Below are 11,617 nucleotides of genomic sequence, written 5' to 3'. Positions count from 1 at the left end.
CATCGGCGCCCCCGCCCTCACGCGGTGTGACGCCGGCGGAGCCGCCGGACCACGACGACCAGGTCGGCGACCGCGATCAGCGCCAAGACGGCCATGATGACGGCCAGGACCGCGAGGCCGATCAGGAAGGCCACCACCGCCAGGGCGCCGCAGACGACCAGGCCGAAGATCGCCAGCACCATCCGCAGGCCGAGTGCGCTGCGCGGGCGCTCGGACGTCGGCGAGAAGGTCTCCCAGAACCTGTCGCCGACCTTCCTCGGACGTTCCCGGTCGATGCGGCCCCTCCCTCCGGCGCTCCTCGTGACCACGTTAACGAGGCGCGTGGGGGCCGTCGCCAAGGTGGGGTAACACCTTGCCCTCACCTGCGCAAATGCGACTTCGGCGCATAAAGTGGCTGGTGAGAGGCCACGATCACGACGGGGGGCGGTCGCCCATGGCCAGGTTGCTCTTCATGATGCCCGCGGCGTCGTACTGGACGCTCAAGGACGGGACCCGGCACGCCACGGGGTACTGGGCCGAGGAGTTCGCGGCCCCCTACCGGGCGCTCACGGAGGCGGGGCACACGATCGTGGTCGCTACGCCGCGCGGGGTGATCCCGACCGTCGACATGATGAGCCTGCGGCCCGAGATGGCGGGCGGCGCGCAGGCGGCCCTCGACCTGGAGGCGACGATCCGCTTCGCGGAGGAGCTGCGGCGGCCGATCCAGCTGTCGGCCGCGAGGCTGGAGGACTACGACGCCGTCTACGCTCCGGGCGGGCACGGCCCGATGGAGGACCTGTGCGCCGACCCCGACGCGGGGCGGCTGCTGACGGCGGCGCTGGCCTCCGGCAAGCCGCTCGCCATCGTCTGCCACGGGCCCGCCGCGATGCTGGCGACCCGGTTCCGGGGCGAGTCGCCGTTCGCCGGATACCAGGTCACCGCGTTCTCCAACGAGGAGGAGGACGGCGTCGGGCTGGCCTCCCGGGCCCGGTGGCTGCTGGAGGACGAGCTCGTCAAGCTCGGCGTCGACTACAGCAAGGGCGAGCCGTGGAAGCCGTACACGGTCGTCGACCACAACCTGCTGACGGGGCAGAACCCCGCGTCGGCGCAGGTGCTGGGCGAGCAGCTGCTCAAGGTGCTCAACTAGCCGGCGCGTCGTCGTGCGCGATGTGCATGAGCTGCCGCCACAGCACGACCAGGAACACCGCCGAACCGGCGAACGCGAACCAGAACGGGGCCGCGACCCCGAAGTGGGTGGCCAGCACGCCGCCGATCAGTGAGCCGACGACGAGGCCGGCGTACACGCAGACGGTGTTGACGCTGCCCACGCGGCCCTGCAGTTCGGCCGGGACCGCGCGCTGGCGGACGGTGACCGAGGTGGTGCCCCAGATGAACGCGTGCGCGCCGAACACCAGGAAGATGCCGCCGGCGACCCACGGCGAGTAGGTCAGCGCCAGGCCGAGATGCGTGAGGGTCTCGATGACGAGCCCGATCCGCATCAGCGCGCCGAGGCTCACCCTGCGGGTGATGGCCCCGTAGAGGCCGGTGCCGATCAGGCCGCCGATGCCGCCGATGGTGGTCATCAGGCCGAAGCCCAGGGCGCCGAGGCCGAGCTGCTCCTGGGTGTAGAGGACCAGCACCGACCAAGCCGCGCCGAACGTGAAGTTGAAGATCAGGATCGTGAGGGCCAGCGTGCGGACGGCCGCGTGGCGCGCGGTCCAGCCGAAGCCTTCGACCAGCTCGCGCACGGCGTTCGGCTTGGCGCCGTCGGCCTGGCGGGAGTGCGGGGGCAGGCTGATCCGCGAGACCAGCACGATCGCCGCCACGACCAGGAGCAGCTGACCGGCGAACGGCCAGGCCAGGCCGAGGCCGAACAGCGCCGCGCCGACCGGCGGACCGGCGAGCTGGTTGAGCGTGATGAACCCGGTGCCCAGGCGGGCGTTGGCGACGACGAGGTCGTCACGGCCGACCATCATCGGCGTGAGCGTGGCGGTCGCGTTGTCGGCGAAGACCTCCGCGACGGCCCGCAGCGCGAGCAGCGCCAGCGCCGCCTCCACCGTCACCCGGCCGGTCGCCATCAGCACGACGAGCAGGACCAGCACCAGCGCCCGCGCCGCGTTCGCGGCCAGCACGATGCGGCGCCGGTCGTGGCGGTCGGACAGCACGCCCGCGTACAGGCCGAACAGCAGCGGCGGCGCCCAGCTCACCAGGGCCGACAGCGAGATCATCAGCGGGTCGCTCGTCAGCGACGCGACCAGCAGCGGTCCGGCCGCGGCGGCGATCCCGTCACCCAGATTCGTCAGCCAGCTCGACGCCAGCAACCACCGGAATCCCCGCCCCAGGCGCGCGGGCAGCACACGCTCCACAACTGTGACCACGGGCGCAAGACCATACGTTCGTGCACTGACCGGCGGCAACGGGTTTTTCCGGACGACACGAAGATCAAAAATGGCCACTCCGAGCGATTCCATGATCACGAGGAGTAGTGTCCGGGCCGAGTTGATCTATCAGAACGGAGCTTCGTGTTGTTGTCACACGCCCTTTCGGCCGCTCTACTCACTTTGATGACCGCGTCGGCGCTGCCCGGGACCGCCGAGGCGGCCCCCGACACGCGGAAGAACGTGACTCCCTGTGTACGACCCGGCCAGGCGAACTATCCCGTGAACTACTACTGGAAGAACGTCATCGGCATGCAGCTCGGCAGCGGCAACGTGGCCGTGGACACCACGCCCTCGTTGTGGGGCGGCCAGATCGCGCCCGGCTCGACCTTCACCCTCCGCCTGGCCCACCGCACCGCCCAGTGGCCGTTCCTGGTCCGCAGCTACACCACCTCGTGGGACATCTCCTCGCTGCTCGCCAACGCCGACGTCGTCGGCCAGTCGGGGACGGGCGCCATCTCCGGCACCACCCTGACGATCCCGTCGCCCGGCACCAAGACCGACCCCGCGCCCAAGGCCATCACCTTCCGCGTCAAGCAGGGCACGGTCGGGCGGAGCATGACCATCCGCCCGAGCGGCATCAGCAGCGTCATCGCCTTCCCGGGCCAGCTCGGCAACAACACCCCGGCGCCGCCGATCCAGATCGTGGACGGCCAGAGCATCTCGCCGACCAGGGCCGTCAACGACACGGTCACCACCCGCCAGGACACGGCGGTCACCATCCCGGTGCTGGCCAACGACGTCGGCTCCGGCTCGACCATCACCTCCGTCGGCCGGCCCGCGAACGGCACGGCGACGATCTCGGGCGGCAACGTCGTCTACACGCCGCCGAAGGGCCTCAGCGGCACCGACACCTTCACCTACACGATCAGCACGCCCTGCGGCACCAGCACCGCGACCGTCACCGTGGTGGTCACCTGCGTCACCAACCCGATCGGCCTGGCGAACAGCAGTTTCGAGGCCCCGTACGTCGCCTCGGCCCGGTGGGACATCCCCGACGCCTCCACCGACCCCTCCGTCGGATGGCGCACCACCGCCTCCGACCGGATGCTGGAGATCTGGCGGTCGGGCTCCGGCGGGGTCCCCTCCGCCGACGGTCAGCAGTTCGCCGAGCTCAACGCCTCCGAGCCCTCGGCGCTCTACCAGGACGTGCCGACCGTGCCCGGCACCGTGATGTCGTGGTCGTTGTGGCATCGCGGCCGTCTCGGCACCGACGTCATGCGGGTGATGATCGGCGCTCCCGGCGCGACCGTGGCGCAGATCCCGGCCGGGGCGACCTCGGCCGACATCGCGACCGGCAACACCGCCTGGCGGCAGTACACGGGCACCTACGTGGTCCCGGCCGGCCAGACCGTGACGAGGTTCTCCTTCGAGTCGGTGTCGGCCGCCGGGGGAGCCGCGTTCGGCAACTTCCTCGACGGGGTGGTGTTCCAGACCCCGCCCTGCCAGCCGATGAAGTAAGGCGTCGCGGCGCGGGCTCAGGCCGGCGGTCGGGGCCGGGTGGGCGGAGCCGTAACGGAGCCGTAGCGGGTGGCGAGCGCGGCGGCGCGATCGCGCAGGGCGGTGCGCAACCACTGCGGCGCGAGGGCCTCCGCGCCCGCGCCCAGCCGCCACAGCGCCCACACGGCGTGGCGGGAATCCTGGAAGGCGACCTCCAGCCGCAGCCGGCCGTCTGATTCGGTCTCCTCGCTGACGACGGCCAGCGCGGTGCCGGCCAGCTCCTCCCGCCGCGCCGCGTCGAGCAGGACCAGTACGGTGACCTGGTCGCCGCCCGCCCGGAAGCGGGTGCTGCGCTCCTGCCAGGCCCGGTCGAGGTCGACGCGATCGGGCCGCTCCGCCGGTTCGGCGAGCTCCTCGACGGCCGCGATCCTCGACAGCCGGTAGGTGCGGTCGGCGCCCGACCGCGTGGCCAGCAGATACCCCCGGTCGCGCACGGTCACCAGGCCGATCGGGTCGACCGTGCGCCATTCCGGCCCCTGGTCGGCGGCGGCGTAGTGGATCCGCAGCTTGCGCCCCGCGAGCACCGCGCGCAGCACCCCCGCCACGACGGCGTCGGGCGCCTCCTCGTAGACCAGCCGCCGCGAGAGCAGGTCGCTTTCTGGGTCGATGAGCAGCCGCTCGGCCGCCCCGGCGGCGGTGTCGCGATAGCTGTCGGGCAGCGCGTCGACCACCTTGAGCATCGCCGACGCGAGCGCCGACCCGAGCCCGAACGCCTGCGCGCCCCGCCGCGATCCCGCGATCAGCAGCGCGAGGGCCTCGTCTGGGGTCAGCCCGGTGAGCTCGGTACGGAACCCCGGCAGCAGCGCGAACCCGCCGTGCCTGCCCCGCTCGGCGTAGACCGGCACCCCCGCCGCCGACAGCGCCTCGATGTCGCGCAGGACGGTACGGGTCGACACCTCCAGCTCCCGCGCCAGCGCCGACGCCGACAGCCGCCCGTGCCGCCGGAGCAGCAGCACCAGGGAGACCAGCCGGTCGGCACGCATACGGAAACCTTAGGAGGAATACACGACAGAGGATGTCGTGATTCGGCGGGAGGCTCGGTTCGGTACAGGCGAAGCGAACGGAGCTCTCTCATGACGATGCGGCGAACGGCCGTCAACCCGGTGACGTGGTCGGTGGAACTGGGCTTCAACCAGGGCGAACTGGTTTCGGGGGAGACCCGGACCCTCTACCTCTCGGGGCAGACCGCGATGAGCGCCGACGGCAGGCCGGAGCATGCCGACGACATGGCCGGGCAGCTGGCGCTGAGCCTCGACAACGTGGAGGCGGTGCTGGCGGAGGCGGGCATGTCACTGGGGAACCTGGTGCGGCTCAACGTGTACACGACCGACGTCGACCTGCTGTTCCGGCACTACGGCGTGCTGGCGTCACGGCTGGGCGCCGCCGGGGTCGCGCCGGCCACGACGATGCTGGGGGTGACGCGGCTGGCGATCCCCGGGCAGCTGGTCGAACTCGAGGGAACCGCCGTGGCGTGAGGCAGAGCGATACGACGTCACGATCGAGCACCTCCTGCCACGACCTGAAGGAGGCGGCGCACAACCGGCATGACCGCGTTGTGAGATCGGGGAATCATCCCGATGAGGTGGCCGTTGACCCCGATGCGGCCCGCCAAGGGGATCCGCCCGGACGAGACGCGCCGTACCCGGACTGCCAAGACGACGCTCCGAAAGGAGCCGTCATGGCCTGGATCCTTCTCATCGCCGCCGGTCTGTTCGAGATCGCGATGGCCTACTCGCTCAAGCTGAGCGACGGGTTCTCCGTCCCGGTCCCCGCCGCCGCCTTCGTCGGCTTCGCGGTTCTCAGTTTCGGTCTGCTGGCCGTGGCGCTGAAGAGTCTCGACGTCGGCACCGCCTACGCCGTCTGGACCGGCATCGGCGCGGTCGGCACCGCCACCCTCGGCATGGTCCTGCTGGGCGACGACGTGAGCCCCCTCAAGATCGCCTCGATCGTCCTCATCCTCGTGGGGGTGGTGGGCCTCAACCTGGCGGGCGCCGCTCACTGAGCGCGCGAACGGTCTCCGCGAAGCGCCGCGCCTCGTGCGCGTCCACGGCGTGGTCGAGGCGTCTGCCCCTGCGCCACGTCGTGAGCGGCTCGGCCGGTGGGCGGTCGACGAGGGCGGCGATCGGCGGGATCGCCCTGGCCACCGGCTGGGCGAACAGCGCCGACGCCGCCCGCACGAGGCCGCGCAGCGGCTGCCTGAACGGTTCGTGCAGGCCCGTCGCCACGAACACCGGGTTGTACAGGACGTATCTCACGTGCTCGGAGGCGTAGGCCGCCCCGAGCAGTTCGGCGGCCCTGGCTCCCTGCAGGGTCGCCGTCAACGGCCGGTACCCGTTCTTCAGCTGCAGGTCGTCCCAGTGGATCCGGCCGCCCCGGCCGGCGCCGCACAGGTTGACGATCACCGGGGCCGCCGCCCGTTGCAGCGGGCCGCGCAGCCCTTCGGCCATGAGATGGCGGTTGAGCACGTAGAGGGCGAAGGTGTGCTCGAAGCCCTCCTCGGTCTCCACCCGGACCGGGTTGAACCGGAACGCCCCGAGGATCAGGGCGTCGATCACGGGGTGCTCGGCGGCGAGCCGGGCCACCAGGTCGTGGGTCTGGCGCAGGGAGCTGAGATCGGACCTGACGAACCGGATGTTCGGCGCGTCCTCGTGCGGGCGGCTGCCGCTGCCCACGGCCACGACCTGGTCGCCGCGTTCGGCGTGGTGGCGGGCCAGCGCCCGGCCGATGCCGTGCGTGCCGCCGGTGATCACGATCGTCCGGGTCATAACTTGAGATCTCCCTCAACTTGAGACAGCCCTCAAGTTAGCTAGGGTGGCGGCCATGCGCAAGGACGCCGTACAGAACCGCGAGCGCCTGCTCCGCGCGGCGCGGCGGCTGTTCGCCGACCGGGGGCTCGACGTGCCGCTCGACGAGATCGCGCGGGTGGCGGGGGTGAGCATCGGGACGCTCTACAACCGGTTCCCCACCCGCGACGCTCTGGTGGAGGCGGTCTTCGCCGACCGGAGAGCGACCGTGGCCGACCTGGCCGAGCAGGCCCTGGCCACGGACGACGCCTGGGAGGGGTTCGCCGCCTTCCTGACCGCTGTGTGCGAGCTCCAGGCGGCCGACCTCGGCTACAACGACCTGGCCGCGCGGACCGCGCCGGTGGACGGCGACCGTGGATACGGGCTGATGCTCGAGATCGTCGAACGCGCCCAGAGCGCCGGGGACCTGCGGGCCGACGTCACGCTCGCCGACCTGGCCTTCGTGATCTGGGGAGTGTCGGCGACCGTCGCCGCCACCCGCCAGACGTCCCCGGCAGCCTGGCGTCGCCACCTCGCGCTGATGCTCGACGGCCTGCGCGCCGCCGGGGCCCGGCCGCTGCCGGGGCCGCCTCTGCCGGCCGCGCGCGACTGCTGAGAGCGGCGGGGGCGGATCGCCCCCGCCGCCGCTTTCTTACTGCGTGGAGGTGTACGACACGAACGACGCGCGGTCGACGCGCGTCACCCCCGTCCAGCACTGCACGTTGCGCACCGTGGCGACCGCGCCGCTGGTGTTCCACAACGTCTGCAGGTTGCAGTGGTCAGGGTTGTTCCCGTACGCCGTCACCTGCACGTGGTCGATCGCGTAGCCCACTCTGGGGAACGTGACCATGCGCAGGCCCGTGCCGGACGTCCGTACGGTGTTGGTGCTGCTCTGCGAGTTGTAGTTGATCCCGGCGGGGGCCGGCGCGTAGGGCCCCGGGTTGGCGGGCGTGTGATCGAAGGTGTACGCGAACGCCTTCGGCGGCACCCAGCGCCCGTTGATGTTGCGCTCCCGCTGGTAGGTCAGGCTCCAGCCGGAGTGCATCGGGGTGTTCACCGCGTTGAAGCACCGTACTTCGATCTGTTGGACCGCCGCGCCCGGGATCCAGTTGACGACCTTGCATCTGGCCTGGGTCAGGTCGTTCTGCGCCGTCACCTGGATGTTGCCGGCCGGGGCCGCGGAGCCGAGACCGTTCAGGTCGACCTTGTACCAGCCCACGCCCAGCACACTGACGAGGTTGGCGCCGAACGCGGAGTTGTAGGAGGCGATGGTCCCGCCGTTGTAGTGCACGTACCCGAAGCCCTGCCCGGCAGGGCCGACCATGGGGGGCGTGCTCTCCGACCAGGTGACCGTGAACGGCGTGGTGACGGGCGCGCCGCCGAACTGGTGACACCTGACCACGACGATCTGGTCGGTGCCGACCGGCACCCACTTGGCGACCTGGCAGATGTAGGGCGCGTTGGCCACCGCCGTGGCGTGGGCGACGCCGCCGGGGCCCGCGATCTGCGGGAACCGGACGATCGTCTCGCCGGGCACGCCCGGGGTCACGCTGACGTTGAAGCCGCCCGGCCAGCTTCCAGCCTGGTGGGCAAGGCTGGGGATTCCGGCGGGGACGTCGACGTAGGCGTAGCCCCAGCGGTTGGGGACGGTGGCCTGCGCGGGGCTCGTGGCGACCTGCACGAGCCCGAGGGCGATCGCAACCGCCATCAAGAGCCTTGATAATCGCGTCACGGGTTTCCTTCCGGTGTGAGAAGTTGTCACGCCGTTCATAATCCGGAAACGCGTTTGTGAGAAGCGGGGGACCGCTAAGTGAGACGGTTCACCTATTCGTGGTTTCGGCCGACAAGAATGGCATTTGGGCCGATGACGGAAAGCAGCCGGAGTTTCTCGTGGCTTTCGCTGCCCGGGACGGCCGTGTAAACCAGGAGCGAGTGCCCTTGTTCGGGGTCGAGAAGCGCCTGACAGGCCAGTTCGAGGACGCCGAGCTCGGGGTGGACGAGCCGTTTGACGTCGGCGTACCGGACGCCGACCTCGTGTTCCCGCCACACGGCGCGGAATTCCTCGCTGCGGTCGAGCAGGAGACGCTGGAGATGCGCGGCCCTCGACTCGGGGCCGCGAAGAGTCACCACCCGGCGAAGACCGGCGGCGAAGACGCGGGAATGCAGCGCGTGCTCGTCGGGATGGTAAAGCGCGCGGGTCGCCGGGTCGGTGAACCACCGATAACCGATGCTGCGGGCCGGGCCCGTGTAATTGGTCAGGTCGCCGGTGAGCGCGACCGCGAGAGGCGTCTGCCGCAGCGTTTCGCCGAGTTCGGTGACGATTTCGGCGGGGGTGTCGGTGAGCCGGTCGAAGATGCGCAGCATGCCGGGCCCGATGTGCGCGCTCGTGGCGCCCCGCGCGGGCGGGTTGTGCCCGGCGAGGCGGAACAGGTGGTCGCGTTCGTCGAGGGACAGGTGCAGCCCCTGCGCGATCGAGGCGACCATCTGCTCCGACGGGTGCGGCCCGCGTTCGCGCTCCAACCGGCTGTAGTAGTCGGCGGAGATGTGGCAGAGCGCCGCGACCTCCTCGCGGCGGAGACCGGCGGTCCGGCGCCGGTGCCCGCGAGGGAGGCCGACGTCCTCCGGCTGGAGCGACTCGCGCCGCCGGCGCAGGAACTCGGCGAGCCCGGTTCGATCGATCACACCGTTCGTTCTACCACCGGCCGGGAGCGCTCAGCCTGGGATCGGCAGGCCGTGGATAGGGCCGCCGATCAGGTGAAACCTGGGATCGGCCCGATTTCCCCGTACCGAGGAGCAGCACCATGGCACGCACGCAGCCGGACATCACGGTCCCCAGGCTCGCCGGGAGGCTCGCCGTCGTGACGGGCGCCAGCGACGGCGTCGGACTGGTCGTGGCGGCCCGGCTCGCCGCCGCCGGGGCAGAGGTCGTCATGCCCGTCCGCGACCGGCGGAAGGGCGAGGCGGCGGTCGCGAAGATCAGGGGGCGGCACCCGGACGCCGCCGTGTCCCTGCGGGACCTCGACCTGTCGTCGCTGGACTCGGTCGCCGCGCTGGGCGCCACGCTGCGCGGCGAGAACCGGCCGATCCACCTCCTCGTCAACAACGCCGGCGTCATGACCCCGCCTGACCGGCGCACCACCGCCGACGGGTTCGAGCTGCAGTTCGGCTGTAACCACCTGGGCCACTTCGCCCTCGTCGCCGAGCTGCTGCCGCTGCTGGGCGCCGGCCGCGCCCGCGTGACCTCGCAGATCAGCGTCGCCGCGAACGAGAACACCATCAACTGGGACGACCTGAACTGGGAGCGGCGCTACCACGCCCGCCGCGCGTACAGCCAGTCGAAGATCGCGTTCGGCCTGTTCGGGCTCGAACTCGACCGGCGCAGCCGGGCGGGCGGCTGGGGGATCACCAGCAACCTCGCCCACCCGGGCGTCGCGCCCACCAGCCTGCTGGCCGCGCGGCCCGAGATGGGCCGGGCCAAGGACACCATGGGCGTGCGCGTCATCCGCGCCCTCTCCCGGCACGGCATCCTGCTCGGCACGGTCGAGTCGGCGGCGCTGCCCGCCCTGATGGCCGCCACCTCCCCGGACGCGCGTGGCGGCCGCCTCTACGGCCCCGGCGGCCTGGGGACCCTGTCCGGCGCACCCGCCGAGCAGGCGCTCTACTCCCGGCTCCGCGGCGAGGACGAGGCGAAGCGCGTCTGGCAGGTCTCGGAGGAGCTCACCGGCCGACAAATGCACATGATTGGCAAATTTGCGCAAGATGTGTAAATGGACGACATCGCCGACCGGCCGGGACCGGCATGATCCACCTCGCCGCCTTCCTGCCCCGCCTTCACGAGCGGTTCCGCGACACGCCCTGAGGCGTCAGAGCCACAGGCGGCGGGTCAGCCCGGTCAGGATCCGGGTCGCGGGCTCGGCGGCGGCGTTGTGGTAGCCGGTGCCCGCCCAGAGGTTGATCCGTTCGGGGTCGCCCGCGGCGGCGGCCGCCTTGCGGATCGGGCTGGTCAGGTGGTGGAGGGCGGGGTAGCCCGCCGGGGCCTCGGCGGTGTAGCGGTCGGTGAACTCGTTGCGCAGGCCGCGGGCCGGTCGGCCGGTGAACGCGCGGGTGATCACCGTGCAGCGGCGGCGGGTGTCGGCGAGGGCGTCCCGGTGCGGGGCCGACGCGCCGCTCTCGTCGGAGCGCAGCAGCACCGTTCCCACGCTCACCGCGTCGGCGCCGGCGGCCAGGGCCGCACCCACGGCGGTCGGGGTCGCGATGCCGCCCGCCGCGATCAGCGGCAGCCGTACGGCCGCCCCGACCTCGCCGAGCAGCTGGGGGAGGGGGATCTCCGGCGGGATCCGGTCGGGGGTGAGCGTCCCCGAGTGGCCGCCGGCGGCGGACGCCTGGACCGCGAGGAGGTCCACGCCCCGATCGGCGGCGGCCCGCGCCTCCTCGGCCGAGGTGACGGTCTGCACGACGAGGGTGCCGGCCGCCCGCAGCGCCGCGACGGTGGCCTCCTCCGGCAGGCCGAAGGTGAAGCTCACCACCGGGACCGGCTCGGCCAGCAGCAGGTCGATCTTGTCCTGCCAGTGGTCGTCGTCCTCGGTCGCCTCGACGTCGCTGACGTCGACGCCATAGCGGTCGGCCTCGGCGCGCAGCAGGTCGGCGTACTCGCGGTAGGCCTGCCGGTCGACCGGCACGGGGTTGGGGGCGAAGAGGTTCACCCCGAAGAGCACGCCCGCCGCCCGGACCTGGCCGATCTGCTCGGCGAGCGCGGCCGGGGTCTTGTAGCCCGCCGCGACGAAGCCGAAGCCGCCCGCCTTCGCCGCCGCGATCACCAGCGCGGGCGTGCTGCCCCCTCCGGCCATCGGAGCCGCCAGAACGGGCGAGGTCAGTCCCAGGCCGCTGAGCGCACTGTGCACAATCGGTCCTTTCGGT

General features: G+C 71.9%; 13 protein-coding genes and 1 riboswitch. Of the genes, 6 read left to right on the top strand and 7 right to left on the bottom strand.

Annotated features, from left to right (window positions below; genetic code table 11):
• Positions 1-17 precede the first annotated feature (17 nt).
• Positions 18-308 (bottom strand): DUF6343 family protein, encoded by a 291-nt coding sequence (locus FDA94_RS02680; protein ID WP_137245390.1) that lies wholly within the window; start codon positions 306-308, stop codon positions 18-20.
• A gap of 125 nt (positions 309-433) precedes the next feature.
• Here FDA94_RS02680 and FDA94_RS02675 point away from each other — a divergent pair, with 125 nt between their 5' ends.
• Entirely contained in the window at positions 434-1,126 is a 693-nt protein-coding gene (locus FDA94_RS02675) for a type 1 glutamine amidotransferase domain-containing protein (RefSeq protein ID WP_137245389.1), read from the top strand.
• Here the strand turns inward: FDA94_RS02675 and FDA94_RS02670 are convergent.
• Positions 1,119-2,345, bottom strand: coding sequence for an MFS transporter (locus FDA94_RS02670; protein WP_212735137.1), 1,227 nt, complete (start codon positions 2,343-2,345; stop codon positions 1,119-1,121). The two genes, FDA94_RS02675 and FDA94_RS02670, sit on opposite strands and share 8 nt — an antisense overlap.
• Before the next feature lie 198 nt (positions 2,346-2,543).
• Between FDA94_RS02670 and FDA94_RS39800 the strand changes: the two genes are divergently transcribed.
• Positions 2,544-3,878, top strand: a complete 1,335-nt coding sequence (locus FDA94_RS39800) for an Ig-like domain-containing protein (RefSeq protein WP_137245387.1) — start codon at positions 2,544-2,546, stop codon at positions 3,876-3,878.
• Between the two features lie 17 nt (positions 3,879-3,895).
• Here FDA94_RS39800 and FDA94_RS02660 read toward each other — a convergent pair whose 3' ends face one another.
• The gene (locus tag FDA94_RS02660) at positions 3,896-4,900 is read right to left on the bottom strand and encodes a helix-turn-helix transcriptional regulator (protein WP_137245386.1); all 1,005 of its coding nucleotides are present in this window, start codon (positions 4,898-4,900) and stop codon (positions 3,896-3,898) included.
• Between the two features lie 96 nt (positions 4,901-4,996).
• Between FDA94_RS02660 and FDA94_RS02655 the strand changes: the two genes are divergently transcribed.
• A complete protein-coding gene (locus FDA94_RS02655; RefSeq protein WP_137245456.1) occupies positions 4,997-5,392 on the top strand; it encodes a RidA family protein in 396 nt (131 codons plus the stop codon).
• Positions 5,393-5,514: 122 nt separating this feature from the next.
• Positions 5,515-5,582: riboswitch (guanidine-III (ykkC-III) riboswitch) on the top strand.
• Positions 5,583-5,595: 13 nt separating this feature from the next.
• Positions 5,596-5,919, top strand: coding sequence for a DMT family transporter (locus tag FDA94_RS02650; protein WP_137245385.1), 324 nt, complete (start codon positions 5,596-5,598; stop codon positions 5,917-5,919).
• On the opposite strand, the gene FDA94_RS02645 is transcribed toward FDA94_RS02650, so the two are convergent.
• Positions 5,894-6,682: an SDR family NAD(P)-dependent oxidoreductase gene (locus tag FDA94_RS02645; RefSeq protein ID WP_137245384.1), complete on the bottom strand. Its 789-nt coding sequence runs from the start codon at positions 6,680-6,682 to the stop codon at positions 5,894-5,896. The two genes, FDA94_RS02650 and FDA94_RS02645, sit on opposite strands and share 26 nt — an antisense overlap.
• 55 nt (positions 6,683-6,737) lie before the next feature.
• Here FDA94_RS02645 and FDA94_RS02640 point away from each other — a divergent pair, with 55 nt between their 5' ends.
• Positions 6,738-7,316 carry a TetR/AcrR family transcriptional regulator gene (locus FDA94_RS02640; protein ID WP_137245383.1) on the top strand — a complete coding sequence of 193 codons (579 nt, stop codon included), beginning with the start codon at positions 6,738-6,740 and terminating at the stop codon, positions 7,314-7,316.
• Between the two features lie 36 nt (positions 7,317-7,352).
• Here FDA94_RS02640 and FDA94_RS02635 read toward each other — a convergent pair whose 3' ends face one another.
• Together FDA94_RS02635 and FDA94_RS02630 are read right to left on the bottom strand one after the other, a co-directional pair.
• Positions 7,353-8,408, bottom strand: coding sequence for a hypothetical protein (locus tag FDA94_RS02635; protein ID WP_137245382.1), 1,056 nt, complete (start codon positions 8,406-8,408; stop codon positions 7,353-7,355).
• A gap of 116 nt (positions 8,409-8,524) precedes the next feature.
• Positions 8,525-9,382, bottom strand: a complete 858-nt coding sequence (locus FDA94_RS02630) for a helix-turn-helix transcriptional regulator (RefSeq protein WP_137245381.1) — start codon at positions 9,380-9,382, stop codon at positions 8,525-8,527.
• Positions 9,383-9,501: 119 nt separating this feature from the next.
• Between FDA94_RS02630 and FDA94_RS02625 the strand changes: the two genes are divergently transcribed.
• Entirely contained in the window at positions 9,502-10,467 is a 966-nt protein-coding gene (locus tag FDA94_RS02625; RefSeq protein WP_137245380.1) for an SDR family oxidoreductase, read from the top strand.
• A 96-nt stretch (positions 10,468-10,563) separates the two neighbouring features.
• Here FDA94_RS02625 and FDA94_RS02620 read toward each other — a convergent pair whose 3' ends face one another.
• Complete coding sequence (locus FDA94_RS02620; RefSeq protein ID WP_137245379.1) at positions 10,564-11,601, bottom strand: nitronate monooxygenase; 1,038 nt, start codon at positions 11,599-11,601, stop codon at positions 10,564-10,566.
• Positions 11,602-11,617: the final 16 nt, after the last annotated feature.

Source organism: Herbidospora galbida, from assembly GCF_005233835.1.
Lineage (GTDB): Bacteria > Actinomycetota > Actinomycetes > Streptosporangiales > Streptosporangiaceae > Herbidospora > Herbidospora galbida.
Note: the sequence above shows the minus strand (reverse complement) of the source record. Positions and strands in the feature narration are given on the sequence as shown.